The organism is Shinella sp. GW835-FHT14H05, from assembly GCF_058793575.1.
On sequence record NZ_JBXAFY010000016.1, the window covers coordinates 38453 to 65288 of the forward strand.

Consider the following 26836-nt stretch of genomic DNA (forward strand, 5'->3'; position numbering starts at 1 on the left):
CAATTGGCCGCCCTTTCTTGTTCGTTCCTGCGTGCAGCCCGTCAGTGATGCGCGACCGCGGCGACCTTGGGCTCATCGCCTTCCATCGTCGACTTGCCGTGCTGCACCAGCGGACGGTTCCCCGTCAGGCGCCGCATCAGCACGTAGAAGACCGGCGTCATGAAGATGCCGAAGAAGGTGACGCCGATCATGCCGGAGAACACGGCAAGACCCATGGCGGCGCGCATTTCGGCACCGGCGCCCGTCGACAGGACCAGCGGCACGACACCCATGATGAAGGCCATGGAGGTCATCAGGATCGGGCGCAGACGCAGGCGGCTGGCCTCGATTGCGGCCTGGACCGGCGTCCTCCCCTCGAATTCCAGCTCGCGCGCGAATTCGACGATGAGGATGGCGTTCTTCGCCGATAGTCCCACCAGCACCACGAGGCCGATCTGGGTGAAGACGTTGTTGTCCCCGCCCGTATACCAGACCCCGGCGAGTGCGGCGAGCACGCCCATCGGCACGATCATGATGATGGCGATCGGCAGCGTCAGGCTTTCATACTGAGCAGCAAGCACCAGGTAGACCAGCAGCAGCGCCAGCGGGAAGACGAAGATGCTCGAATTGCCGGCAAGGATCTGCTGGTAGGTCAGGTCCGTCCACTCGAAGTCAATGCCCGCGGGCAGCGTTTCGGCGGCGATCTTTTCCACCGCGGCCTGCGCCTGGCCGGAGGAGAAGCCCGGCGCCGGCCCGCCATTGATGTCGGCGGCGAGGAAGCCGTTATAGCGCGTGGTGCGCTCCGGCCCCGTCGTGGCGTCCACCTTGAGGAGGGCTGCAAGCGGGATCATCTCGCCCGATTGCGACCGCACCTTCAGCTGGCCGATGTCTTCCGGCTTGGCGCGGAAGGCGGAGTCCGCCTGCACACGCACGCTGTAGGTACGACCAAACGCATTGAAGTCGTTGACGTAGAGCGAGCCCAGATAGATCTGCAAGGTCTCGAAGACATCCGTCACCCGCACGCCGAGCTGCTGCGCCTTGGAGCGGTCGAGGTCGGCATAGAGCTGCGGCACGTTGATCTGGAAGCTGGAGAACAGGCCCGCCAGCTCCGGCGTCTGGTAGGCTTTCGCCAGGAACGCCTGCGTTGCTTCATTGAGCGCGCCGTAACCAAGACCGGCGCGGTCTTCGATCTGGAGCTTGAAGCCGCCCGTCGTGCCGAGGCCGTTGACCGGCGGCGGCGGGAACATGGCGATGAAGGCGTCCTGGATGCCCGCGAACTTCTGGTTCAGCTGCATGGCAATCGCGCCGCCGGACAGTTCCGGCGTCGTGCGCTCCTCGAAGGGGGCGAGTGCTGCGAAGACGATGCCCGAGTTGGAGCCGATGGTGAAGCCGTTGATCGACAGGCCCGGGAAGGCGATGGCGTGCTCGACGCCCGGCTGTTCCAGCGCGATTTCGCTCATCTTCTTGATGACCTCTTCCGTGCGGTCGAGGGTCGCGCCGTCCGGAAGCTGGGCAAAGCCGATGAGATACTGCTTGTCCTGCGCCGGCACGAAGCCGCCCGGTACGGCGTTGAACACCGTGTAGGTGGCGCCGACGAGGGCAAGGTAGACGATCATGACCAGCGACTTGCGCGAGACGAGCCCGCCGACACTGCGACCATAACCATTGGAGGCAGCCCCGAAGAACCGGTTGAAGCCGCGGAAGAACCAGCCGAACAGGCCGTCCATGAAGCGCGTCAGCCAATCCTTCGGCGCATTGTGCTCCTTCAGCAGAAGGGCGGCCAGCGCCGGCGAGAGCGTCAGCGAGTTGATGGCCGAGATGACCGTCGAAATCGCGATGGTCAGCGCGAACTGCCGGTAGAACTGGCCGGACAGGCCGCTGATGAAGGCGAGCGGCACGAACACCGCGACGAGCACCAGCGCAATCGCGATGATCGGGCCGGACACTTCGCGCATCGCCCGGTAGGTGGCTTCGCGCGGGGTGAGCCCGTTCTCGATGTTGCGCTCGACGTTTTCGACGACGACGATCGCGTCGTCCACCACGATGCCGATCGCCAGCACGAGGCCGAAGAGCGTCAAGGCGTTCACCGAGAAGCCGAAGGCATACATCACGGCGAATGTGCCGATGATGGAGACCGGGACGGCGAGCAGCGGGATGATGGAGGCGCGCCAGGTCTGGAGGAAGACGATGACGACGAGAACCACCAGCGCGATGGCTTCGAGCAGCGTATCGACGACCTTTTCGATCGAAGCGCGCACGAATTCCGTCGTGTCGTAGACGATCTCGTATTTCACGCCTTCCGGCATGGCGATCTGCAGCTGGTCCATCGTGGCGCGGACATTGTCTGCGATCTCGATGGCGTTGGAGCCCGGCGCCTGGAGCACGGCGATGGCCACGGCCGGCTCGCCGTCGAGCAGCGAGCGCAGCGTATAGTCGGCTGCACCCAGTTCGATGCGCGCGACGTCGCGAAGGCGGGTGATCTGGCCTTCCGCACCGGTCTTGACGATGATGTTGCCGAATTCCTCCGCCGTGCGCAGGCGCCCTTGGGCGTTGACGTTGAGCTGGAGGTCGACGCCGGTCGGCGTCGGCGAGGCGCCGATGATGCCGGCGGCGGCCTGCACGTTCTGCTCGCGGATGGCGTTGGAAATGTCGCTGGCGGCCAACGCATGTTCGGCCGCCTTCTGCGGATCGATCCACACGCGCATCGCATAGTCGCCCGCGCCAAAAACCTGAACCTGGCCGACGCCCTCGATGCGGGCGAGGCGGTCCTTGATGTTGAGCGTCGCGTAGTTGCGCAGATACGTGATGTCATAGCGGTCCGTCGTCGAGACGAGGTTGACCACCATGATGAAGTCCGGCGAGCTCTTGACCGTGGTGACGCCGAGGGCGCGCACTTCCGCCGGCAGGCGGGGTTCGGCCTGCGACACGCGGTTCTGCACGAGCTGCTGGGCCTTGTCCGGGTCGGTGCCGAGCTTGAAGGTCACCGTCAGCGTCAGCACGCCGTCGGAGGTCGCCTGGCTGTTCATGTAGAGCATATCCTCGACGCCGTTGATCTGCTCTTCAAGGGGCGTCGCGACGGTCTCGGAAATGACGACGGGGTTGGCACCCGGATAGGTGGCGCGCACGACGATCGACGGCGGCACCACCTCGGGATACTCGGAGATCGGGAGCGCCCGCATGCCGATCAGGCCTGCGACCACGATGAGGATCGACAGCACCCCGGCGAAGACCGGGCGATCGATGAAGAAACGGGAGATGTTCATGACTATACCCCTCTCCAGGGATGAACGGGCCTATCCGGCGGCGAACGCGCCGCCGGCAGGCATTGAAGTGTTGATTGTTTCTTTATGGCAGGGCGCCTTCAGCGCCCCGCCTGCTTCCACTTACTTCGCGGAGGCGACGTTTTCCTGGATCTGCGGGTCGACGACGACGCCCGGGCGCACGCGCTGCAGGCCGTTGACGACGATGCGGTCACCGCCGGCCAGGCCGCTTTCGACGACGCGGTCGCTGCCGGCAAGGCTGCCCAGAACGATCGGGCGGTAGGTGACCTTGTTGTCCTTGTCGACGACGAAGACGAACTTCTTGTCCTGGTCGGTGCCGATCGCCTTCTCGCTAACGAGGATCTTGCTTTCAGCCTTCGGCTCGCCCATGCGGATGCGCACGAACTGGCCGGGGATCAGCCTGCCGCCCGGATTGTCGAAGACGGCGCGCACGGTGATGGTGCCGCTCGCCGCATCGACCTCGTTGCCGATGAGCTGGAGCTTGCCGCGGATCGGCGTGCCCTCGTCGGCAAGCGTGCCGACCTCGACCGGGATCTGCTCGATCGGCGGCAGGGCGCCATCGGAAACCGGCAGGGTGGCGAGCGCCTTGGCGACGATCTCCTCGCTGACATTGAAGCCGGCATAGATCGGATCGACCGAGACCAGCGTCGTCAGGGCAGGCGAGGTCGAGCCGCCGGCGACGAGGTTGCCCGTCGTGATCTCGACACGGCCGGCGCGGCCGGAAACCGGGGCGCGCACTTCGGTATAGCCGAGTTCCAGCTTGGCGGCGTGCAGCGTGGCTTCGGCCGTCTTCAGCGCGGCGCGGGCTTCGGCAAGCGCGTTCTGGCGCGTGTCGACATCGCTCTGCGAGATGCTGTTGCTCTTGGCGAGGCGTTCGCCGCGCTCAAGCTCGGTGGTGGCGAGCTTCACCCGGGCTTCAGCCGAGGCATACTGGCCTTCGGCCTGGGTCACCGCGGTCTTGAAGGGCTCCTGGTCGATGGTGAACAGGAGGTCGCCGGCCTTCACCAGCGCGCCTTCGCGAAAGTTCACCGACTGGATGGCACCGGCGACGCGCGAGCGGATCTGCACGCGGTCGATCGCCTCCAGGCGGCCGGAAAATTCCTGCCAGGTCACCACGTCGCGGTTCTCGACGACGGTGACGGTGACCGGCACGGCCGGCACTTCCGCGGTCACGGTTGCTTCGGCCTGGGCGACGTTGCCCGGCAGTTGGAAGATCAGGGCTGCGGCGGAAACGGACACAGCCAGTCCCAGGCCGGCGCCCGTCAGGGCCCAGCGCTTGCGCTTCGACATCATGTTCTCTTCTCCTTGTGGCCTTCCAGGCCACGCTCTATCGGCTTGTTCTCAATTTAAATTAGTGAATGCTTATGTTATGAACGAAATCGGAAAAATGGCCGGCCAGACAGTCCTTCCATTCCCCGGTTACATCGGATTTTCCGCTGTAGATGGAAGACCAGCCTGTCCCAGCGGGCAGAACATGCTGCTGAACTTTCACGCCCGATGCCTTCAGGCGGTCGGCGTAACCCTGCGCTTCGTCGAGCAGCGGATCGTCCGCCGCCGACAGCACGAGGGCGGGGGCCAGGCCCGAAAGGCGCGAACAGAGGCTGGGCGCCGCATAGGGGTGGCAGACACCGCCGCTCAGATAATGGCTCCAGCCATCGGACCAGCGCTCGCGCATGCCGATCGCGTCGGCATTGCGGAAGGACGTGGTGCCCATGAAGGGATCGAGCAGCGGCGAGATGAGCACTTGGCCGTCCAGCTCGTTGGCGAAATGGTCGCGCGCCTTGAGCGCGACACCGGCCGCGATATTGCCGCCGGCTTCCTCGCCGCCGATGAGCAGCGCCGACTTGCGGTCGCCGAGGCCGGCGCGCTTCTTGGCGAGATAGGAAAACACCTCGAAGCCCACTTCCAGCGGCTGCGGGAAGACGCCGCCGCCCGGTGCGTTGTAATCCGGCACGGCAACGATGGCGCCGGTCGCAGCCAGCGTTTCGGCAAGCGGGCAATGGACGATGCCGGACGTCAGGAAGGCGCCGCCATGAAAGTAGAGCAGGATCGGCGCGCCCTTGGTGTAGTCCGCGCCCTGGTAGACGCGCACCGACACGGGGCCGCTGGCCACCTTGTCGAACGTCATATCCTTGATTTCTACGGGCATCGTTTTCGTCCTTGCCCCGGCTTGGAAATACAATGGGGCCTCACCATTTATATCGTAATTGATTTCACCCAGATAAGTGTGGGAAAACTGACTTCACTATCCAAATTTTCGAACAATAGTGCCTTACAACGTGGGAATGTTCCATGGATCAGCTTTCAGCAATGCGTGCCTTCCTCCGCGTGGTGGAGATGGGCAATTTCACCCGCGCCTCCTCCGCGCTCGGCATGCCCAAGGCGACCGTCAGCAATCTCATCCAGAATCTGGAGACCCACCTCCAGACCAAGCTGCTCAACCGCACCACGCGGCGCGTGATGGTGACGACCGACGGCGCACTCTATTATGAGCGGGCGATCCAGATCGTCACCGAGATCGACGAGCTGGACGGCAGCCTCTCCCATTCGCGCACCAATCCGAGCGGCCGGCTGCGCGTCGAGATGGCCGGCGCCTTCGCCGACCTGCTGGTCATTCCGTCACTCGGCGAATTTCATGACACCTATCCCGATATCCACATCGACCTCGGCGTCGGCGACCGGACGGTGGATTATCTTGCCGAGAATGTAGACTGCGCATTGCGCGGGGGCGCGCCCGGCGACCAGTCGCTGATCGCGCGCCGCATCGCCGAGATCGACGTCACGACCTGCGCGGCCCCCAGCTATATAGAGACCTTCGGCATGCCGCAGCACCCTTCGGAGCTCGAATCGACCCACCATTGCGTGAATTATTTCCTGGCGCAGACCAACCGCACCATGGCCTTCGAATTCGAGCGGGACGGCGAGAAGGTCGAGATCAACAGCCGCTACCTGCTCGCCGTCAACGACGCGCGAAGCTATCTCGCCGCCGCGCTATCCGGCCTCGGCATCGCCCCCCTGCCGCGCTTCATGGCGACGGAGGCGCTCGCCAGCGGCCAGCTCGTGCCGGTGCTGCCCGGCTGGCGCTCGGAGCCGATCCCGCTCTACATCGTCTACCCCCCGAACCGCCACCTCTCCAACAAGGTCCGCGTCTTCGTGGATTGGCTCGTGCGGCTGTTGGCGCGGACGGAGCTGGGTGCGCCAGCGGTGAAGGGTACTCGGCAGTAAGGCCGGGTGGTGGGTGGGGCTCACCCCCCTCTGTCCTGCCGGACATCTCCCCCTCAAGGGGGGAGATTGGATGGAGCACCGTTTCGCCCATCACAAACGGTGCAATTTAAGTGGGGTTTCCGCCGCTTGCCGATCTCCCCCCTTGAGGGGGAGATGCCCGGCAGGGCAGAGGGGGTGCCCCGCGCGTCTCAAGACGCCCCGTTCACCGACTCCGTATAATACTCGTCATAAAGCTGCCGATATTTTTCCGCCCCGCCAAAGTCGCTGTAGCGCGGCAGCACGGCCATGTCGGTCTTGTTGAGCACGACGCCGAGCACTTTCGCCTCGATGCGGTTTTCCGCGGCGAGCAGGTCGCGCACCAGCGCAGACGGGGTGCGGCCCCATTCCACCACGAAGACGAAACCGTCGGCCAGCGGCTCGAAGGCCTTGGCATCGACGACGGGGCCGAGCGGCGCGAGATCCACGATGACATAGTCGAAGGCCTTGCGGACCTCGGCGATCAGCCGCTTCATGCCGGGCGAGGAGACCAGCTCGTTGGTGTGGTGCAGCGCGCCGCCGCTGGAGCGCAGCGCGATCGGCAGCACGGCAAGCTTGGTCTGGCGGTCGATCTTGATCGCCTGGTTCCAGGGGATTTCGCCGAGAATGGTCTCGACGAGGCCGGCCTGCGGGGCGGGCTTCAGCATGGCGCTGAGGCTCGGCTTGCGCAGGTCCGCGTCGATCAGCAGCGTGCGCTTGCCACTCGCTGCCAGGAGGGCGGCGAAATTGGTCGCGACGGTGGATTTGCCCTCGCCGGGCAGTGCCGAGACGACGCCGATCACCCGGCTTTCCAGGCCTTGCAGCATCACGTCGCTCGCAAGTTTCGCATTGCGCAGCGTCTCGGCAAAGGCCGAGCGCGGCGCATCCAGCACGACGCGCGTCATGCGCTCCAGCGGGATGACCTCCTCTTCCTCCGGCGGCCCGTGTTCGGTCTTGACCGCCTTGGCGCCGATCATCGCCGGCTTGCGCTTCTTCTGCCCGCCGACCAGCGGCAGGTAGCCGAGCGGCTTCAGCCCGAGAACGGTGCGGATGTCGCCCTCGACGCGGAAGTAGCGCTCGCGCATTTCCTGCACGAAGGTGAGCGCCCCGCCCGCCATCAGGCCCAGCACCAGCGACAAGCCGATCACCATCGTCCGGCTCGGGCTCGACGGCGAGACTGGCACGCCGGCATCGGAGATGACGCGCGCCTTGGCGATGGGGAAGGACTGCTGCTGCGAGGCCTGCTCGTAGCGGCTGAGATAGGATTCCGACAGCACCTTCAGCGCCGTCGCCTTCTGTTCCAGTTCGCGCAGCCGCACCAGCGAGCGGTTGGCGACCGCATTGTTGCCGGCGACCTTCTCGATGCTCTCCCGCAGCGAATCCTCGCGCGAGCGCGCGACCTCGTATTCGTTGCGATAACTGGCGGTGAGCTGCTGAAGCTCCTGAAAAATCTGCCGGGTGAGGTCCGCCTTGTCGGTGCGAAGGGCGGCTGCCTGCGGATGATCCGCACCAAAATTCTGGGTGATCTCCTGCTCGCGCTTGACGACGGAGATGTAGCGGCTGCGCAGGTCCTGGATCAGCGAATTGTCGGTGGTCTTGGTCGGGATCGTCGCATTGTCGACGGCCTTTTCGGCACCCTGCTCGATGATCGCCTTGAACTGGTTGTAGCGCGCCGAGGCGCTGGCCGTATCGGCCTGGGCGACGATGAGCTGGCTGTTGAGATCGGAAAGCTGCTGTTCCGACATCAGCTCGCCGCGCGCCGAGGTCAGCCCGTTCTCGTTCCTGTAGCGCTCCACCTCAAGCGCTGCCGCCTGGGCGCGACCCTGCAGGTCCGTCAGGCGCTCCTGCAGCCAGATCGTCGCCTGTTCCGTCGCGTCGAAATTGGCGTTGAGCTGGTCTTCCAGATAGGCGTCGGCATATTTCTTGGTGATACCGGCGGCAAGCTGCGGATCGGACGAGCGGAAGGAGACGGCGACGACGGAGGAGCGCGCGACGCGCTCCACGGTCAGCGCCTGCTGCAACAGCGCTGCCGCCTTCTGGCGCCGGCCGTTGAGCAGCGCTTCTTCCGAGGGTTCCGGCGAGGTCGAAACGAGCGAGGTCAGCGACTTCACCCATCCCTTGGCGATCGACACGGGCGATTGCGGCGGGTTGAGGATGATCTCGTTGTCCGCAAGGTTCAGGTCGTCCACCACGCGCAGCGCCATGCGTCCCGATTTCAGGATCTCAACGGCGCTCGAAATGCGCATGTCCGCCTGCTGGCTGCTCTGCGGCGAGGGCTCGGTGTCCTCGGCATAACGCGACAGGTCCTCGTCGAGCAGCACCTGCGTCTGCGAGGTGTAGATCGGCGTCGCGAAGACGAGATAGGTCACGCCCAAAGCCACGGCGAGCGCGACGGAAAGCGCGATCAGCCGGGCATGGCGGGCGAGAATGGCCAGCAGGCGATTGAGGTCGATGAAGGAATCGGACGGGTCCGGGTCCCTTCTGAAAACACTGCTGTGCGGCACGGTGCGTTGATGCATGGGGCTCCGTTCTGCCTTTCGGCTCGGTGGGTGCTTGCGTCCTCCCGCAGGCGAGGGTCCCGGGCCGGACCGTAGCGGCCCGGGACCCAAGGGGTTCAGGCGGCGCGAACGCCCCCCTCATGAGCCATCACCAGGTCGCGCAGCGACTGGTAGACGGCGGCGCCGATATCCGGCCGCGACAGCGCGAAGGCGACATTGGCCTCGATGAAGCCGTGCTTCGAGCCGCAGTCATAGGTCCGCCCCTCATAGACATGGGCGTGGAAGGGCTGCGCCTGCGAGAGCTTCAGCATGCTGTCGGTGAGCTGGATCTCGTTGCCCGCGCCGCGCTGCTGGCGGGCGAGATGGTCGAAGACCTGCGGCTGGAGGATATAGCGGCCGTTGAGGAAGAAGTTCGACGGCGCCTCGCCCGCCCGCGGCTTCTCCACCATATGGGTGACGGCAAAACCGTGGCGCACGGCGTCTCCCTTGCCGACGATGCCGTATTGCGAGGTGTCCTCCGGCGCGCATTGCTCCACGCCCACCACATTGCCGCCGACCTCGTCATAGAGGTCCATCAGGCCGGACAGGCAGCCGCGCGGGCCGAAGGAGATCATGTCGGGCAGCAGCAGCGCGAAGGGCTCGTCGCCGATCACGTCGCGCGCGCACCACACCGCATGGCCGAGGCCGAGCGGCGCCTGCTGGCGGGTGAAGCTCACGGAGCCGGCCGCCGGCAAGAGCCGGCCGAGTTCGCTCACCTTGTCGTCCTTGCCGGATTTTTCCAGCGACGAGATCAGTTCCGGCGTGTCGTCGAAATGGTCCTCGATGACCTGCTTGTTGCGGCTCGTGACGAAGACGACATGTTCGATGCCGGCCTCGCGGGCCTCGTCGAGGGCATATTGCACGACCGGGCGGTCGACGATGGTCAGCATTTCCTTCGGCATGGCCTTGGTGGCCGGCAGGAAACGCGTTCCATTGCCGGCAACGGGGATGACGGCCTTGCGGACGGTCTTGGTTCGCTCCATGGCATTTTATCCTTTGTTCTTGAGCGCCAGGTCTTGCGCTGTCGATGGGGAGGGAGCCGCGCGGGGCGCGGCCATCGTGCGATGGGACGATGGGGCCGTGAGACGGCGCCATCGGGCGGCGAGCGGCATCTTCAGATGCCGGAGCGCGACGGGATCGCCGAGCGCCACCTTGAGGGCAGGCCCGAACGAACGATTCTTGAGATGCTGGATGAGCGCCAGGAAGGCGCGCGTTTCTTCCAGGTTGCGCGTGCGGCGGCGCTGCGCCGCGGCATCGGCTCCTTCGAGTTCAAAGCGCGCGAGAAACCGTCCGTCGCCGGCCAGCATGGCATCGACATGGTGGGGGTGCAGCACGCGCGAAATCGAGCCTTCGCGGATGTGATAGGTGTAGCCGACCTCCGGCGCGACCACGCATTTGCCGCCAGCCGCAAGCGTCGAGGCGAGCAGCAGATAGTCCTCGCCGATGCGCAGCGCCGTATCGAAGGCGAGCTGGTTTTCCTCCAGGAACGCCCGTCGGAACATCGGCTTCATGTAGCCGAAATTGTGCGTGCTCTGGAAAATCAGGTTGGAATCGATGAAGTCGGCGAGCGTTAGGTAGGGCGTGCGGGCAAGCAGGTCTTCAGCAAACATCCGCTCCACGCGGCCATCGAGCGTGAGCACGTCGAGATTGTCGACCGCGACGGCCGCGTCCTCCCGCTCGGCGAGGTCGACGAGGCGGCGAAGCCGGTCGGGCCGGATCGTATCGTCGGAATCAAGCACGGCGATCCATTTCCCCCGTGCCGCGGCAAAACCCGCATTGCGCGCGCCGCCGGGACCGAGATTGCGATTGAGCGCGATGAGCTGCACGGCGGGTTCGACCAGCGAGGCAACGACCGCGCGTGTCTCGTCGGTGGAAAAATCGTCGACGACGAGGATCTCCACCGCCACGTCGCGCTGGGCGAGCGCGCTCTGGATGGCGCGTTCGATCGTATCGGCCGCATTGTAGGCGGCGATGACCACGCTGACCTCGGGCATTTTCATCATCGGGCGGTTGCCTCCACGGTTCCATAAGGTTCGATGGCGCGGGCGCCAAAAAGGCCGCCGACGGCGCCGGCATGCAGCAGGCCGCGCAGGACAAAACGGTTGCGCCGCACCGGCAGGAGAACGAGGGCCGCCGCACCGGCAAAGCAGGTGGCGCATTTCGCCGCCGCCAGCGCCGCCGCGGTGAGGCGCGCAAAGCCCTCGTGCCGTTCGGCGAGGAGGCGGCCATGCGTCTGGCCCATGCGCAGCCGGCGCTGGGCGAGCCAGGCGAAGCGGGCGCGGCTGGCGGGCACCGGTTCCTGTACCCAGGCCTCCTCGGCAAAGGCGATACGACCGCCGGCGGCATGCACCGCGTCGAAGAAGGCGGTGTCCTCGCCGCCGCTGCGCCCCAGCGCCAGGTCGAAGCGCCGGCCAGCGAGCGACGGTGCAGCAAGGCGCATCAGCACGTTGCAGGTATAGCCGGTGCGGATCTCGCCACCGACCCAGACGGGGAGGGTGGAATGAAAGTCGCCACGCCGCATCCAGCCCGGCGCATCGGCGGCATAAACCGCGCGGACCGGCCCCAGCACGACGTCGGCACCGCTCTTTTCCGCCTCGGCGAGCAGCCGGTCGAGCCATTGCGGCTCCACCGTCTCGTCGTCGTCGACGAAGGCGATGAAATCGGCATCCGCATGATCGAGGCAGGCATCGCGGGCGATGGAAATATTGCCGGCCGGGCAGTGCACATAGGCGATGTCCATCGGCAGCCGCACGGCGGCGACGCGCTCGCGGGCGCTTGGCTCGATGTCGTTGTCGGCGACGATGACGCGCAGGTGCACGCCTTGCGGCACGATCAGATGGGTGAGCGAGGCCAGGGTCTCGCTCACGGCCTCCCGCCGAAACGTGCAGACGGCTATGTCGATGCGCGTCATGTCGCGACCCTCCGCTGGCGGATATCCAGCACCTCACGCCAGAAACCGGCCGACCAGGCGAAGTGCATGATCATCGCCGAGACGGCGGCGAGCGGGCCGTAGGGGTTGCGCTGGCCGAGCGCCATCCAGGCGCCGTAGCCGAGGCAGGCCGCCGCCCACAGCACGACGGGCACCGCCGCCAGCCAGTTGATCGCGGCAAGCGCAGCACCCACGGCGACAGGCGCCACCATCAGCGGGATCATCTGCCGGATGCTCGGCCGCGAGCGGTGTTTCAGGAAATTGCGCGCCCGGCCGCGGCCGTAGCGGAAATATTGCTTGAAGAGCAGGGAGGCGCTGGCGCGCGGGTAATAGATCATGCTGGTGCGCGCGGTCATCCAGATGCGGTAACCGGCCTTGGCCAGGCGGAAATCGCATTCGGCATCTTCATTGGCGTTGAACGTCTCGTCATAACCGCCGACCGTGCGGAAGGCGGAGATGCGCATCAGCGCGTGGTGCCCGTGGTCCACCCAATGGCTTTCGGCGCCGACGCGGTGTTTTGCGCCGCCATTGCCGAGCACGGAATTCTGCGCCACGGCGGTCGCCTTCTGGAACAGGCCGAAACCGACGGTCTGCATGGCGACGACGACGGAATCCGCCCCGGTCGCCATGGCCTCCTCGACGAGCACACGGCAATAGTCCTCCGGATAGGTGCCATGCGCATCGATGCGGATGAGGTAGTCGTGATCCATGCCGAAGGTCGCGACGGCGAGGTTGACGGCCGCACTCTGGATGCGCTTCGGGTTGTCGATCACGCGCATGTTCGGCACGCTCGCCGCAAGGCTTGCGGCGATGTCGCGCGTGCCATCCGTGCTGCCGCCATCCACCACGACGAGCGTGGCGGAAAGTTCGGCCAGCGTCGGTTCGAGCTGGCGGACGAGCGGCTCCAGGTAGCGGGCCTCGTTGAGGCACGGGATCACGATCAGGCAACGCACGGACGTTACAGCGTCAACGGTCATGGCAATCCACCTTGTTTGTGACGAGGGAGGGAATGGGATGCGCCACTGGCTGCACGCCCGGCTGGCGGAGGGCGGCGAGGCGCTGGACGAAGGCGGCGCAATCGGCGCGGTCGACGATCCAGGGCCGGGGGCCGAGGGCAACGAGATGGGCGTGCAGCGCCCGGTAGGCGCTGTCGTCGAAGGCCGAGAAACGGGCGATCAGGGTTTCGAGCCGGGCATCGTCGAGCGTGACCGCGACGCCGCGCTCGCCTGCCAGCCGCGCCGTCTCGGTGCCGGAAAACACGATGGGCAGCGCGCCATGGCGGCAGCCTTCGTAGAGCCGGTTGGGCAAAAGCCAGTGCGAGTTCTGCCCCTCCTCGAAGAAATCGATCGCCCAGGCGAAATCGACCTCGGCATAGATGCCCGCGAGGTCCTCCGGGTTGCGATAGGGGCCTTCGAAACGGATGAAGGGCTCGCGGGCGACGAGCCCGTCGAAATCCTCGAATTCCGAACGCGCCGGCCGGCCGCGCAGCACCACCTCGAAGCGCCCGTCCATGCGGCGGGTGAATTCGGAGAGCAGGGCGAGCGACTTGCGGCAGCGGATCGCGCCGAACCAGCCGATGCGCCAGGGCTGGCCTTCCGACCTTTGCCGGGCGGGCGGCCCGGCCTCGCTGCGGTCGAGCTCCAGCACCTGGTTTTCCAGGAGATGCGTCGGCGCGCGGATGCCGGAGAGCGGCTTGAAATAGTGTTCGACGAAGGCCGGCGAACTGGTGACGAGCAGTTTGGCCCGCCTGCCGAAATGGCTCTCCGCCGCCCGCAGCGCCCGGCCGACGGCATCTTTGCGCAGGAGCAGGCGATGCACATCGAGGCACTCATAGGCCACCGGCACCGCGCCGCCGAAATGCGCTGCCGCCCGGCCGGCAAGCGCCAGCATTTCGAGATTGCGCGCGAGGATAACGTCCGGGCTGGCCATGCCGCCGAGCCGCCGGCCGAGCGAGGCCGAAGCACCCACCACCGCAAGCAGGCGCTGGGCGAATTGCGCGTCTTTCGTCGCGCCGAGTTCCACCGGCGCGATGCCCTCGATATCGGCCAGGCGGTTTTCGCCGCGGCGGAAACCGGCCAGCACCACCTCGGCGCCACCGGCCTGCAGCATCAGCACCCGGCGGCGTACCGCCGGGTCGGAAAGGTCGTGGACGAGATACAGGACACGCAGCATCGGCACGATCCGATCAGTTCAGCAGGCAGGCGACGGAATCGGAAAACTGGCAGGCGTCCCCTTCCGCGGTGAAGGCCACGCGCTCGACTTCCAGCTTCGTCGGGCCGGCAAAGGCGAACTTGCCCATCCAGCCGGAGAGCGTGTCGGTGCCCCAGAGCGAGAGGAAGATTTTTTGCGCATTGTCCGGCAGCGCCTTCGGGTCGGTCACTTCATGCACCAGCGCGCCGTTGACGTAATAGCGCAGGCGCTCCTTCTGCCAGACGAAGGCGTAGTCGTTGAAACCGGCGTCCGCACCGCCAGCCACATCCACCAGCTTCTCGTTGCCGCCCTTGCCGGCGACATATTGGTTGAGCTGCACGCGCGCCGTGTTCTTGCCGAGCACCTCGAAGTCGATCTCGTCATGCGCCTTCTTGTCGGCCGGGCCGATATAGCTGAAGAAGGCGGAGTTCAGGCCCGTTCCGGTGGCGGCTTTCATGCGCACCTCATAGGTGCCGTAGCCGAAGCGTTTTTTCGTCTGCACCTCGCCGCAGGCATAGTCGCGCTCGCCGAGTTTCTTGGCATCGAAGGAGAGTTCCAGCTTGCCGCCCGTGACGGCGACCTGATCCTTCGACCAGGTGCAGTTCTGGTGGGCGCCGTTGTTCCAGCCGTCGGAGACGTACCAGATCGCCTTGTCGAGCGTGTCGAACTCTTCCACGAAGGACGTGCCGGTGGCGCCTTCCTGCGCGGCGAGCGGGCCGGCAGCGGCAAGGGTAGCGATAAGTGCGGTGGCGCTGAGGGTGTTTTTCATGGGTCACCTCCGTTGCGCGATGGAGCCGGCAGGCTTCATCGGCGGGTGGGGCTCTGTGGCGAGCCGTTTCGGACCACCGAGGCGGCGGCCGGTGAGGATGGCGTGCAGCGACGGCAGGAAGCGCCGCGCCGCGGAATGGGTCGCGACGAGGATGGCGAGCGCAAGGATGGGGCTTGCGGCGTAGAACAGCGGATAATCGGCAATGCCGAGCCGGTTCCAGACCATCCAGAACAGGATGAGCAGCGGATAGTGCCCGCAGAAGATCCAGAAGCTGAGGCCGCCCATGCGCGACAGCGCCTGTCCCGTGCTTGTGCGGATCAGCAGTGCCGACAGCGCCCAGGCGCCAAAAATGCCGGCAATCGCCGCGAGGCTGCGCAGCATGTCGAGCCAGGCCGGGAATTCGGGGCCGAAGGCATAGAGCGCCAGCGACAGGGCCACCGCCATGGCCAGAACCGCGGCGACGACGGGGGCAGCGAAACGGTCGAGACGCTTGATATCGACGCGGTGCAGGGCCATCGCCACGCCGAAGCTGAAGCCGAAGAGGATGGATTTTTTCAGGAAAATGCCGTTCGGCAGCGGCAGCACCGCATAGGCCAGCATCAGCGCCAGCACGGTGCGCGGATAGTGCCGGATGGCGAGCGCGATCAGCGGTGACAGCAGCAGGCAGAGCAGCAGGTCACGCAGAAAATAGAGCGGGATGTTGATCGGCCAGGTCTCGATGGCAAGCGCAAGGTTCATCCAGTCGCGCGGCGTGGCGTTCACGACATCCGGCAGGTAGCCGAAGCCGATGCCGCGCGACTGCGCGGCATAGACCAGCACCAGGAAGGCCGTGTTCCACAGTAGGAAGGGCACGAGGATGGTCGAGGCCTTGGTGCGCAGCGTCTTGCGATAATCGAAGGCCTCCCAGCCGCGGTGGAACAGCAGGAAGCCGGAGATCGCGCTGAGGCAGGGGACGCCGATGCGAAACAGGCTGTCGGCCAGGAACACGCGCAGCCAGTCGAGCCCGCCGAACTGGCCGAGATAGGGACTGGTCGCCGGATCATAGGGAACATGCACGAAGATGATCCCGGTAATCAGCACGATGCGCATCATGTTGATGCGCGCGGAAACGGTCGCGTCGATATCCACGGTGTATGTCACCCCTCTAGTGGGCCGTTCCCCCCGGACGGCCATTCAAACAAGAGCAGACTCGAGCCTACGGGAACCGAGTGTGGGTGACGGTACGGAAGAAAATATGGCAACGCAGCAAATTTTCGTGATGGTTTGGTTGCATTGCAGCATAGGCGATGTGGACGGATGGTCCGGAAAAGTGTCGTGAACGGTGCCGCCGGGGAAGTTCAGGCGCTAGTCCACCAATACTTTGCATAACATTCGAATATACTGATCTATCTGCAATTGCTGGCTGCAAGGGCCCCGAAACTTTTTTCGATCTGCTTAATCGATTTATGCGGCCGCGACGGTGAATCGGGCCGGGCGATGCCGAATTGGGGCAGGGTCAGGGCAATGCGGCAGCGGGCGCCGCCTTGGGACGGCGCACGAGATCGATGAGTTTTCGGATGAGCGGGCGTTCGGTCAGGAGCACGAGCACGGTGTAGATCACGCCGCCCAGCGCCATGCCGAGACCGACCTGCAGGACCGGGTGGAAATGCTGCGCGAGGTAGTGTTCGAGCGCGTAGCGCACGGCGAGCGCCATCAGGGCCGCGGTCAGCATGGGGCGGATCGAGCGGTAGAAGCCGGAGAGGAACGGCGTGCCGTCGGCGCGGAACACCACCCAGGAATAACCGACGAGGATCGCCGCATTGACCAGGCACAGCGCCACCATCGCCTCGATCAGCGTGCCGTTATAGGCGCCATAGGCGACGGCGGCGGTGGTGACGATCGCGCGGCCGACCGCCCACCAGAACAGCGCGCCGCCATGGCCCGAGCCCTTGAGATAGGGGATGAAGGTGCTGCACGGCGTCAAGAGCCCCTTGGAGAGCGCCAGCAGGCCGAGCACCGGCCAAGCGGCCGCCCATTGCGGGCCGAAGAGCAGCAGCATGGAGGGTTCCGCCAGCGCCCAGAGGCCGAACATCATCGGCGCCAGCAGCAGCGTCGTCACCTGCGTGCTCAGCATCAGCGCCTGCGAGCGGCGTTCGCGGTCGTGCATCATCGCGCTGAAGGCGGGGAAGAGCACGCCCATGACGCCCGACAGCACGACCTGGTTGGGAATGCTGGAAAAACGGTTGGCGGCGGAATAGGCGCCGGCATCGGCAAGGCCGAGGAAACGCGAGATGACGACCATCGGCGACTGGAAGGTGACGAAATTGGCGATTTCCGAGCCCATCAGGCCTAGGCTGAAGCGCGCCAGCCGCACCACGCCGGCAAGGCGAAAGCGGAACCGCGGCAGGTAGCGCGACACGAAGAACAGGCCGGCAAGGCGGATGACGCCCGAGACGAACAGCTGCGCGACGAGCGCCCAGACGCCGAAACCGGCCAGCGCCAGGATGACGGCGGCAATCGCCGCGATCGATTCGGAGATCATGCTCCACAGCGCATCCTTGCTGAACTGCATGCGGCGCGCGACCAGCGCATAGGCGACGTCGCCGGCAAGCTGCAAGGGAATGAGCAGGCACATGAGGCGCAGGAGATAGGCGGCGTCCGCCGCGCCAAACCAGCCGGCGAGCGGCTCCGCCCAGATGTAGAGCCCCGCCGCCATCAGGCAGGCGAAGGCGAGATTTGCCCAGAAAACCGAGTGGATCGTCTCCTCGTCCTCGTTCGGTTCGAGGATCAAGGCGGAGGCAAGACCGGCCCCGCCGATCATCGCCAGGAACTGCACGACAGCGAGCGCCACGGCCACCGCGCCGAACTCTTCGGGCGTCAAGAGCCTTGCCAGAATGGGCACCGTGACAAATTTAAGCCCGAATGTACTTGTCTTGGATAGGACGCTCCAGCCGACGTTTCGGGTAACCGACTTCGCGTTGACGTGCTGGGACATGGCGGATTCCTGCTGCAAAAAGGAGCTTTGACGAGACCAAAAGCCTGCGCCGGAAACGGCCGCGCCCCGGTGGGAGGAGACCAGACGAAACTCTTTCTAGAGAAACCACAGGGACGAAAAGATGGCGAAGCTGACAGTTATCATCCCCTTCTACCAGAAGGAGCCGGGCATCCTCACGCGCGCGCTAGCCTCCGTGTTTGCCCAAGGATTCAAGGACTTCGACGTGATCGTCGTCGATGACGAATCGCCCTATCCGGCCGATGGCGACATCGTGAGTTTTTGCGATGAGGAGCAGGCGCGCGTGCGAATCATCCGCCAGGAAAATGCCGGGCCGGGCGGCGCGCGCAACACCGGGCTCGACCATGTGTCTCCAGAAACGGACTTCGTCGCCTTCCTCGATTCGGACGATACGTTCACTCTGGACCACCTCGCCAACGCCCATGACGCGATGACGCGTTTCGGCGCCGATTGCTACTTCGCCTCGATCACCGGGGGTGACGCCTTCTACTACCATTTCGGCGTCGCTGACCTCGAAAAGACCGAGGCCGTCACCCGGCTAAACGACGATCCGCTGCTCATCGAGATCCCCGATCTCACCCAGGTCATGCTCAAGAACTGGAGCTTTCTGCACCTCTCCTGCATGGTCATCAGCCGGCCGCTGTTCGAAAAGGTGCGCTTCGATGCGGCCCTGCGGCTTGCGGCGGAAGACGTGCTGTTCTTCTGCGATTGCGTGCTGGCGTCGCGCCGCACGGTGCTGAGCGGCACGGCGGGTGCCCTGCGCGGTGAGGGGCTCAACATTTTCCACGGCGTCGATAACGATTCGCCGCAGTTCCTCACCCAGCAGTTCAACACCTGGGTGGCGCTCGACCGGCTGGAATCGCGTTTTGCCGAACGGCCGGCCGAGGTGCAGTCGTTGCGCGCCTACAAGCAGACGGCACGGCGGCAGGCGCTGTGGAGCCAGGCGCGGCTTCTCAAACGCCGCAAGCTGCCGCAATTCGACATGCTGGCGCGCTGGGCGATGCGCGATCCGCGCATCCTCACCAGCGCCGTCGGCCTTGCCGTCGGCAAATTCTCCCGCTGACCATCAGCCTTTTCCAAGGAGTCGGACATGAAGCCCTATTACTGGGAATCGCAGCACGGCAATTTCGGTGACGACCTCAATCTCTGGCTCTGGGATTTCCTGCTGCCGGGCTTTCGGGATGTGCATCCGGACGTGCTTCTCGTCGGCGTCGGCACGGTGCTGAACAAGGCGCTGCTGCCGGAGGCGGGGCGCAAGCTCGTGCTTGGCAGCGGCTTCGGTTATGGCGCGCTGCCGGATATGGGCGACCGCAGCCTGTGGGACATCCGCTGCGTGCGCGGGCCGCTGACGGCCGAAAAGGTCGGCGTGCCGGAAGCGCTCGGCATCGTCGATCCGGCGGTGCTCGTTCCCGACATGCCGGAATTCAAAAACCTGCCGAAGCGCCACAAGCGCACCTTCGTGCCGCATTGGGAATCGGCGGTGGCAGGCCTCTGGCCGGTCACCTGCGCCACGGTCGGCATGCATTACATCGATCCGCGCGGCGAGGCGAAGGACGTGATCCGCGAGATCGCGCAGTCCGAGTTGATCGTCGCCGAATCCATGCATGGCGCCATCCTCGCCGATGCCTTTCGCGTGCCGTGGGTCGCCGTCGCGACGTCGGACAGCATCAACAGCTTCAAGTGGCGCGACTGGGCCGCGACCGTCGGCGTCGAGCATCGCCCGCGGCGCATCCCGATCTCCAGCCGCGCCGAGGCGATCGTCAAGGGCGCGCGCTTCTGGGGTGTCGATTATGACCGGTCGAGTGCCGCGGCACCGCGCAGGCCCGACGAGGGCGATATCGCCGTGAAGGTGGAGGAGCAATCCGGCCTGCGCCTTGCCGCCAAGCAGGTGCTCGCCGCACCCTCGACGCTGGCGCTGTGGCAGGCCAGCCGCGCCACGCCGCAGCTCAGCAGCGATGCACGCCTCGCCGAGCGCAAGGCACGGCTCTACGCCGTGCTGGAAGATGTACGGCGCGACTACCTCTAGTCAGTCGGCCGAGGGCGCGGGCAGCAGGTAGCGCAGCCCGTCGCCCGTCGCGACGCGTTTTTCCGGCCGCACACGCCGGCGGGCCGCGTCCAGCTTGTCGCGCAGGATGCCGCCGGCAATGGCCGGCATGGCGGCGGGGTTGGCGAAGGCATAGCCGAGGGCGGCACCGGCGCCGGCCTCCCGCCTGCTGTCAAGGAAATGGCGCAGCGCATGGCGATCGGCGATCTGCCGGCAGTGCCGGCGCATCACGGCGGCAGCCTCGGAGGGCACGTCGCCCGTCGCAAGGATCGCGCGTTCCGCGTCGCGCAGCGCCTCCAGGTCCTTCGTGCGGTGCTGGCCGCTCAGCGAATTGGCACGCACCACCGCGCCATAACCGCAACTCTCGATCACCGTGTAACGCGCACCGGCGACGAGGGCGCGCACATAGAGCTCGTAATCCTCGCCAAGCCGCATCTCCTCGCGGTAGCGCAGCCCGTGCGTATCGAGGAAGGCCCGGCGCATGACCGGCTTCAGGAAGCCGAGTTCGCCGCGCGGCGCGCCGCGGCGCGAAATATTGCCGAGCACGAAGGTTTTCAGATCGAGCTTTTTCGGCCGGGGCGCAAAATGCGCCGGCTTTCGCGAAAGATCGGCCTTCTCCATGAAGGCGATGTTGTCGGCGATGAAATCCCAGCCCTCGCAGGCGAGCATCTGGCGGAAACGGCCGGGAAAGAAGAAATCGTCCGCATCGAGAATGCTGATCAGCGGCGCGCGGGAAATGGCGATCGCGTGGTTGCGGGCGGCGGATGGCCCGCGGTTGACCTTGAAGCGGATGAGCTCCAGCCGGCCGCTGCCGTCATCGGCCGCCTGTGCCGCGGCCAGCGTGCCATCGTTCGAGCCGTCGTCCACCACCACGACTTCCGCCACTTCTGGCTCCGCCAGCGCCGAGCGCACGGCCCGGCCGATCGTCTCTTCCGCATTCTTCGCGGCAATGATGACGCAGACCCTGTTGTCCTCGGTCACGATCATACCCCTTTCACGCGTTGAACATCGCAGTGCGGGCGAACCCACGCTGCAATGCAGCATGAAAGGCGAAAAGGGCACAAAGACGGCTTTGCGGAAAAGCGGCGCGCGATCAGAATTTCGAGTGGCCGGGCTCGTTCATCGTCACGGGGACTTTCGGCTTCGCCTTGTCGAGCTCCTGCTTGCCGTCAAGCTCGCTCTTGCGGGCCTTGGCTTCCTGGCGGACGAGGTAGAGCATGGTGAGGAAATAGCCGACCTGGATGAGCACCGCACAGACCAGCGTCTGGATGGCGGTCGTGGCGAAGGAACCGGTGGCGAAATAGGTCACGACCGCGAAAGCGACGAGCGCAAGAAGCATGCTGAGGAAGAAGCGTGGCGCGTAGGCCAGGCTATCCCGCGATTTGGTTTCGGGCGCGCGTTTCATCGGTGGGTCCGCCTTCTCCTCTGAGGCTCCGTCGGACTATAGGGTGCCATTTTGGTCCGTGCAATCATTGGTATTAACCAGTCGAATGCGGGACCGGTTCCGATCCTCGTTCATTTGTCTTGTGCTTCCGTTAAGGCGCCGGAAGAGCCCGCAAGCAGAATCGCCGCCATCTTCCTGCCCAGATTCAGCCATGCTTTCTGCCTCAAAAACCTGCGGTTACGCCGATGACGCGAGTTTGTCGATGAGGGTCGCACCCGATGGGTTGCGCGTTGGGGGGCTCCCGATCAACTTTTGTTACAATATCAGCAACGCTTCACGAAAAAATGTGCGCTGCAAAATAATATTGCAGTGCAAAAATTTACGCCCGTCAGAGGTATATGGCCCCGCATAGACGGACCGATTACATAGAAACGTCAAAAATCCCTGTAACCACGCCGGCCGCCCGTCGTCAGAAGAAGTGATACAAAGTGTTATCCGGCGTATTTCGGCTGAAACATTTGCGTTTTGCTATCTCTATAGAAGCGCCAACCACCCGCCTTTTCTCCAAAAGAACTTAAGATTAGGACATTCAAATCTTCTGATATACGCATTGCCTGTTTTTTGGTCGATTCTTCACGCTTCAAAAAACAAACTGTGACCATACACTCCGCATTGGATGTCAGAACGCGTCCGAAGGACCCGACCTAATCGCAAGCCAATGGAGCGACCTCTATGAAGTCCGCGAGTCGATCGGCCATCTCGCCGTTTTTTAGTTCTGTAACGACCGGTGCTCCACCGGTAGGGGGAATATCGAAAAGGAGCTTTGACATTCTGGTGGCACTGGCCGCCCTTGTCGTGCTCAGCCCGATCTTCGTGCTGATCATGGCGCTCGTGAAATATTCGGATGGCGGCGGCAGCATTTTCTATGGCCACCGCCGCATCGGCTATAACGGCACGACCTTCCGGTGCCTGAAATTCCGCACCATGGCGGAAAACGGCGATGCCCTTCTGCACCAGTATCTGGAGCAGAACCCGGCGGCCTATGAGGAATGGCGCACGACGCGCAAGCTGCAACACGATCCCCGCGTCACCGTGGTGGGCACCGTGCTGCGCAAGCTGAGCCTCGACGAACTGCCCCAGCTCTTCAACATCCTCAGGGGTGAGATGAGCATCGTGGGACCGCGCCCGGTTGTGGAGGACGAGCTCGAGCTCTACGAGGCTTCCGCCGTCTATTACCTCCAGACGCGCCCCGGCCTCACGGGCCTCTGGCAGGTCAGCGGGCGCAACGACGTCTCCTATGAGAGCCGCGTCGCCTTCGACACCCATTATGTGCGCAACTGGTCGCTGGTCAGCGATCTGGTCATCGTTGCCCGCACCATCCCGGCCGTCTGCCTGTCACGCGGCAGCTACTGATTCTAGGCACGCCCGCGATCCACGAGGTGGCGGGCGGCCAGAGAGAGGGATTCCCATGAAGAGAAATTCGAACGCGGCCCGGGTGGCCGCGATTGCCTTGCCCATGCGGTTGTTCGCCCCGTTCTGCCTCGCTCTGACGCTGGCGGCAGGGCCGGCCTTCGCCGCAGAATACCGGCTGGGCGTGATGGACAAGCTGCGCATCCGCGTCGCGGAATGGCAGACGGCGGAGGGCGCCATCCGCGACTGGAGCGCCGTCAGCGGGGATTACAGCGTCGGCGCCGACGGCTCCGTCTCGCTGCCCTTCATCGGCCAGCTTCCGGCCGATGGCCGCACCTCGGGCGAACTTGCCGAGGAGATCGGCAAGAAGATGCAGATCCTGTTTGGCCTGCGCGATCGTCCCTCCGCTTCTGTGGAGATTGCCGAATATCGGCCGGTCTATCTGGCCGGCGAGGTACAGACGCCGGGCGCCTATCCCTTTGCGCCCGGCCTCACGGTGCTCAAGGCCGTCAGCTTCGGCGGCGGGCTTCGCCGCGCGGAGGCCGGGCAGCGCTTCGCCCGCGATTTCCTGCGCTCGGAAGGCGACGCCGCCGTCTATCTCGCCGAGCGCAACCGCCTGCTGATCCGCCGCGCCCGCATCGTCGCCGAGATGAGCGGCGCCAAGGACATCGAGATGCCGAAGGAACTCGGCAAGGCGGATGAGGCCCGTGCCATCATGGCGAGCGAGACCGCGCTGATGACCTCGCGCGAAAAGCGGCTGCGGCTGCAATTGACGGCACTTGCCGACCTGAAGGCGCTGCTCGACAGCGAGATCACCTCGCTCGGCAAGAAAGCGGAAACCCAGACACGCCAGCTCGAACTGGTGCAGGGCGATCTCGACAAGGTCGATTCGCTCGCCGAAAAGGGCCTCGCCATCAGCTCGCGGCGCCTCGCGCTCGAACAGCGCACCGCCGACCTGCAAGCAGCCCTGCTCGACATCGACACATCATCGCTGAAGGCCAAGCAGGACATCAACAAGGCGACGCAGGACGAGACCAACCTGCAGAACGACTGGGACGCCCAGCTTGCGCAGGAGCTGCAGAACACCGAGCAGGAGCTCGACACGCTGACGCTGAAGCTCGGCACGAGCCGCGACCTGATGTCGGAGGCGCTGATGCAGTCCGCCGATGCGGCCGCGCTGAAGGGCGGTCTTTCGGCCGACAATATCGGCTATTCGATCTTGCGCACGGTCGAGGGCAAGGCCGAGCTCATCCGCGCCACCGAGACGACGCCGGTCCTGCCGGGCGATATCGTCAAGGTGGAGCTGAACCTCGGCACGCAGTGAGGCGCGCGTGAAGATCGCCAGGGCACGCCTGATCGGACCCATCGGCAACGAGGCCTATGCCGCGACCGCCGTCGCCTTGTCGTTCTTCGTCTTCGCCTATTCGTTCCGCTTCGGGCAGGTCTCGATCCTCGCCTATTATGCGCTGTGGCTGCCGCTCGTCGCCATCGATTACCGGCGCGTGCTCGGCAATTACACCCGCTACGGCTGGATCTTCGCCTTCGCGATCTTCGCCTGCCTGTCGGTCTTCTGGTCGCAGGCACCCGGCGTCAGCGCGCGCGCCGGGCTGCAATATCTCTCGCATGTCGTCTGCGCGCTCATCGCCATGCGCGTCGTCGATACCCGTACGCTGGTGCGCGGCGGGCTCATCGGCACCGGGCTGGTGCTGCTCTTTTCGCTGGCTTTCGGCGTCTACCATCTCGATCCGCTCGACGGGACCTACAGTTTCGTCGGCGCCTTCGCGTCGAAGAACCAGCTCGGCTTCTACGCCTCGCTCGCCGTGCTCTTCGCCTTCGCGGCGCTCTTCCTCGGCGCGGAGCGCGGCATCTGGAAGCTCGGCGCCGGCGGCTCGGTGCTGATCGCGCTCTATTGCCTGAAGGCTTCGCAATCTGCGACCTCGGTGCTCACCACCGTCGCCATTGCCGGCCTGTGCCTTGCCTTGCGCGCGCTGGAAATGCTGGCGCCGAAACAGCGCAAGACGCTGTTCATGGTGCTCGCCGTCACCGCCGTGCTGGTGCTGGTCGCCGGTGCCTATGGCGGCGGATACGAGATGGTGCTCGGCGCCTTCGGCAAGGATGCGACGCTCACCGGCCGCACCTATCTCTGGCAGCAGGGCATCGAGGCAGCACACCAGGCGCCCGCCGTGGGCCTCGGCTACCAGGCCTTCTGGGTGCAGGGTTTCGCGGAAGCCGAACGACTGTGGGATGCCTTCTTCATCGGCACCCGCAGCGGCTTCCACTTCCACAACACCTTCATCGCCGCCACCGTCGAGACGGGGCTGATCGGCTGCCTGCTGCTGACCATGGTGCTCCTCGTCACCATGGCCGGCCACCTGCGCCGGCTGCTCTCGACCGCGCACGACCTGGAGGCGCTGGTGCTCTTCACGGTCGCGGCCCTTTTGGCGGTGCGCACCTTCGTGGAGATCGATATCCTCAACCCCTATCACGTCGGCTCGTTCCTGCTCTATTTCGCCGCCGGCAAGCTGGCCGATACGCGCCGGAACCTCGCCCGCCATCCCGTGGCGTTGCGCCGCCATGAAGCCGTGCCCGCATGACGCTCTACGGCATCCAGTATCTGAGGGCGTTTGCGGCGCTCGCGGTCGTCGTCTTCCACGCCGCCGAGCGCAGCGGCTATGCCTTCGCCATCGGTGCCGCCGGCGTCGACGTGTTCTTCGTCATCAGCGGCTTCATCATGTGGGTCATCGTCGCGCGCCGCCCGGTCTCACCCGGCCGGTTCCTGGCGGATCGCATCCGCCGCATCGTGCCCGTCTACTGGCTGGCAACCGCCGTCATGGTGGCGGGGGCGCTCGCCGGCCTTTTTCCCAACCTGCTGCTGACGGCAGAGCATGTCGCCGCCTCGCTGTTCTTCGTGCCGTGGCGCTCGCCGAGCAGCGGCGAGATCTGGCCGGTGCTCGTGCAGGGCTGGACGCTCAACTACGAAATGTTCTTCTACGCCGTCTTCGCCGCCTGCCTCTTTTTACCCGCGCGCCTGCGGCTGCCGGTGATGGCGACGGTCTTCACAGCGCTCGTTGGGATCGGCTTTGCCGTCGAGAGCAACAACCCGCTCTTCCTCACCTATACCCGCCCGATCATCCTGGAATTCGTCGCCGGCATGCTGATCGGCCGTCTCTCGCTCGCCGGCTGGCTGCCGAACCGGACCGTGTCAATCGCCCTGATCGGCACGGCACTGGCGGGCTTCGCCGCGATCGGCATTTTACGCCTGCCCTTCGACGAATGGACCTGCGGCCCGCTCGCCATAGCCCTCGTCTACGGCACCGTCGCGCTGGAAAAGCACGGACGGATCGCCCGTTTCAGGCTCCCGGCGCTGCTCGGCGACGCCTCCTACTCGATCTATCTCTGGCATACCTTCGCGATCTCCGTCGCGGCCAAGGCGGGGGCCATGCTCGGCCTGCCGGCGCCGCTCATTTTCATGACCTCGATCGCCGTCGGCACGCTGGTCGGCCTGTGCGGCTATGTGCTTATCGAGCGCCCGGCCGGCAAAGCCGGCAGGGCACCGAAAATCACCACTTATAGCCAAGCCGGGCGCTGATCTCGCGGCCGGGCGCATCGATGGTGAAGGCGTTGTCGACATAGCTGTAATGGCGCTTGTCGAAGAGATTGGACACGTTGAGGGGAATATTGCCCGAGCAGCGTCAGCGACGTGTCCTCGTCCGGCTTCCAGGTGAGGCTCGGCGCGAGGAACCGGTGCTCGTCGGGCTGGAAGTCGACCTGCGTGTCCGCGTTGCGGTTCACGCCCACCAGCTGGTAGAGCAGCGTGCCGTCGGCATCGAGCGGACCGGAAATGTCGATCTGCTCCTGGATTCTGTCATGGCTGCCGACCTCCAGAACGACCTCGCCGCGCGCCTCCTCGGTCGGCCGCTTGCTGACGACGTTCACCAGCCCGCCCGGCGAATTGGCGCCGTAGAGCACGGAAGCCGGGCCTTTCAGGATTTCCAGCCGCTCGAAATTATAGGGCTCGGGCTGGGGGAAGACCGCCCAGCCGCCATCGCCTAAATCTCCAGCCCCCTGCTGCAAATCGGCA

At 65.3% G+C, this 26836-nt stretch carries 22 protein-coding genes; 7 read left to right on the forward strand and 15 right to left on the reverse strand.

What is annotated here, in order from left to right:
• Positions 1-41 precede the first annotated feature (41 nt).
• From AC1Q6Z_RS29615 to AC1Q6Z_RS29625, 3 genes are all read right to left on the reverse strand, one after another.
• Positions 42-3242 (reverse strand): efflux RND transporter permease subunit, encoded by a 3201-nt coding sequence (locus tag AC1Q6Z_RS29615; RefSeq protein ID WP_435268120.1) that lies wholly within the window; start codon positions 3240-3242, stop codon positions 42-44.
• Positions 3243-3362: 120 nt separating this feature from the next.
• Positions 3363-4553: an efflux RND transporter periplasmic adaptor subunit gene (locus tag AC1Q6Z_RS29620; RefSeq protein ID WP_435268121.1), complete on the reverse strand. Its 1191-nt coding sequence runs from the start codon at positions 4551-4553 to the stop codon at positions 3363-3365.
• A 58-nt stretch (positions 4554-4611) separates the two neighbouring features.
• Positions 4612-5409 carry an alpha/beta hydrolase fold domain-containing protein gene (locus tag AC1Q6Z_RS29625; protein ID WP_492650100.1) on the reverse strand — a complete coding sequence of 266 codons (798 nt, stop codon included), beginning with the start codon at positions 5407-5409 and terminating at the stop codon, positions 4612-4614.
• 143 nt (positions 5410-5552) lie between these two features.
• On the opposite strand from AC1Q6Z_RS29625, the gene AC1Q6Z_RS29630 reads away from it, so the two are divergent.
• Entirely contained in the window at positions 5553-6485 is a 933-nt protein-coding gene (locus AC1Q6Z_RS29630; RefSeq protein WP_492650101.1) for a LysR family transcriptional regulator, read from the forward strand.
• A gap of 188 nt (positions 6486-6673) precedes the next feature.
• On the opposite strand, the gene AC1Q6Z_RS29635 is transcribed toward AC1Q6Z_RS29630, so the two are convergent.
• From AC1Q6Z_RS29635 to AC1Q6Z_RS29675, 9 genes are all read right to left on the reverse strand, one after another.
• Positions 6674-9019 (reverse strand): polysaccharide biosynthesis tyrosine autokinase, encoded by a 2346-nt coding sequence (locus AC1Q6Z_RS29635; protein ID WP_492650102.1) that lies wholly within the window; start codon positions 9017-9019, stop codon positions 6674-6676.
• Between the two features lie 95 nt (positions 9020-9114).
• On the reverse strand, positions 9115-10020 hold the full coding sequence (locus tag AC1Q6Z_RS29640) for a UTP--glucose-1-phosphate uridylyltransferase (RefSeq protein ID WP_492650103.1): 906 nt from the start codon (positions 10018-10020) through the stop codon (positions 9115-9117).
• Between the two features lie 6 nt (positions 10021-10026).
• Positions 10027-11040, reverse strand: coding sequence for a glycosyltransferase family 2 protein (locus AC1Q6Z_RS29645; RefSeq protein WP_492650104.1), 1014 nt, complete (start codon positions 11038-11040; stop codon positions 10027-10029).
• Positions 11037-11948: a glycosyltransferase family 2 protein gene (locus tag AC1Q6Z_RS29650; protein ID WP_492650105.1), complete on the reverse strand. Its 912-nt coding sequence runs from the start codon at positions 11946-11948 to the stop codon at positions 11037-11039. The genes AC1Q6Z_RS29645 and AC1Q6Z_RS29650 overlap by 4 nt, the downstream gene beginning before the upstream one ends.
• A complete protein-coding gene (locus AC1Q6Z_RS29655; protein WP_492650106.1) occupies positions 11945-12943 on the reverse strand; it encodes a glycosyltransferase family 2 protein in 999 nt (332 codons plus the stop codon). Before AC1Q6Z_RS29655 ends, AC1Q6Z_RS29650 begins: the two co-directional genes overlap by 4 nt.
• A complete protein-coding gene (locus tag AC1Q6Z_RS29660) occupies positions 12933-14138 on the reverse strand; it encodes a glycosyltransferase family protein (protein WP_492650107.1) in 1206 nt (401 codons plus the stop codon). Before AC1Q6Z_RS29660 ends, AC1Q6Z_RS29655 begins: the two co-directional genes overlap by 11 nt.
• 13 nt (positions 14139-14151) lie before the next feature.
• A complete protein-coding gene (exoK, locus tag AC1Q6Z_RS29665; RefSeq protein ID WP_492650108.1) occupies positions 14152-14925 on the reverse strand; it encodes an endo-1,3-1,4-beta-glycanase ExoK in 774 nt (257 codons plus the stop codon).
• Between the two features lie 3 nt (positions 14926-14928).
• Complete coding sequence (locus tag AC1Q6Z_RS29670; RefSeq protein WP_492650144.1) at positions 14929-16047, reverse strand: acyltransferase family protein; 1119 nt, start codon at positions 16045-16047, stop codon at positions 14929-14931.
• A 373-nt stretch (positions 16048-16420) separates the two neighbouring features.
• Entirely contained in the window at positions 16421-17899 is a 1479-nt protein-coding gene (locus AC1Q6Z_RS29675; RefSeq protein WP_492650109.1) for a lipopolysaccharide biosynthesis protein, read from the reverse strand.
• Between the two features lie 121 nt (positions 17900-18020).
• On the opposite strand from AC1Q6Z_RS29675, the gene AC1Q6Z_RS29680 reads away from it, so the two are divergent.
• Both AC1Q6Z_RS29680 and AC1Q6Z_RS29685 read left to right on the forward strand, forming a co-directional pair.
• Complete coding sequence (locus AC1Q6Z_RS29680) at positions 18021-18980, forward strand: glycosyltransferase family 2 protein (RefSeq protein WP_492650110.1); 960 nt, start codon at positions 18021-18023, stop codon at positions 18978-18980.
• A 27-nt stretch (positions 18981-19007) separates the two neighbouring features.
• Entirely contained in the window at positions 19008-19943 is a 936-nt protein-coding gene (locus AC1Q6Z_RS29685; protein WP_492650111.1) for a polysaccharide pyruvyl transferase family protein, read from the forward strand.
• Here AC1Q6Z_RS29685 and AC1Q6Z_RS29690 read toward each other — a convergent pair whose 3' ends face one another.
• Both AC1Q6Z_RS29690 and AC1Q6Z_RS29695 read right to left on the reverse strand, forming a co-directional pair.
• Positions 19944-20948: a glycosyltransferase family 2 protein gene (locus AC1Q6Z_RS29690; RefSeq protein WP_492650112.1), complete on the reverse strand. Its 1005-nt coding sequence runs from the start codon at positions 20946-20948 to the stop codon at positions 19944-19946. It lies immediately after the preceding gene.
• 106 nt (positions 20949-21054) lie between these two features.
• Positions 21055-21366 (reverse strand): exopolysaccharide production repressor protein, encoded by a 312-nt coding sequence (locus tag AC1Q6Z_RS29695; RefSeq protein ID WP_435268135.1) that lies wholly within the window; start codon positions 21364-21366, stop codon positions 21055-21057.
• A gap of 711 nt (positions 21367-22077) precedes the next feature.
• On the opposite strand from AC1Q6Z_RS29695, the gene AC1Q6Z_RS29700 reads away from it, so the two are divergent.
• The 4 genes from AC1Q6Z_RS29700 to AC1Q6Z_RS29715 all read left to right on the forward strand — a co-directional run bounded on the left by AC1Q6Z_RS29700 (position 22078) and on the right by AC1Q6Z_RS29715 (position 26344).
• Complete coding sequence (locus AC1Q6Z_RS29700) at positions 22078-22758, forward strand: sugar transferase (protein WP_435268136.1); 681 nt, start codon at positions 22078-22080, stop codon at positions 22756-22758.
• A 103-nt stretch (positions 22759-22861) separates the two neighbouring features.
• Positions 22862-24079: a polysaccharide biosynthesis/export family protein gene (locus AC1Q6Z_RS29705; RefSeq protein ID WP_439629556.1), complete on the forward strand. Its 1218-nt coding sequence runs from the start codon at positions 22862-22864 to the stop codon at positions 24077-24079.
• Positions 24080-24086: 7 nt separating this feature from the next.
• Positions 24087-25349, forward strand: a complete 1263-nt coding sequence (locus AC1Q6Z_RS29710; RefSeq protein WP_492650113.1) for an O-antigen ligase family protein — start codon at positions 24087-24089, stop codon at positions 25347-25349.
• Entirely contained in the window at positions 25346-26344 is a 999-nt protein-coding gene (locus AC1Q6Z_RS29715) for an acyltransferase family protein (RefSeq protein ID WP_492650114.1), read from the forward strand. Before AC1Q6Z_RS29710 ends, AC1Q6Z_RS29715 begins: the two co-directional genes overlap by 4 nt.
• Here the strand turns inward: AC1Q6Z_RS29715 and AC1Q6Z_RS29720 are convergent.
• Positions 26323-26829 carry a TonB-dependent siderophore receptor gene (locus AC1Q6Z_RS29720; RefSeq protein ID WP_439617209.1) on the reverse strand — a complete coding sequence of 169 codons (507 nt, stop codon included), beginning with the start codon at positions 26827-26829 and terminating at the stop codon, positions 26323-26325. The two genes, AC1Q6Z_RS29715 and AC1Q6Z_RS29720, sit on opposite strands and share 22 nt — an antisense overlap.
• Positions 26830-26836: the final 7 nt, after the last annotated feature.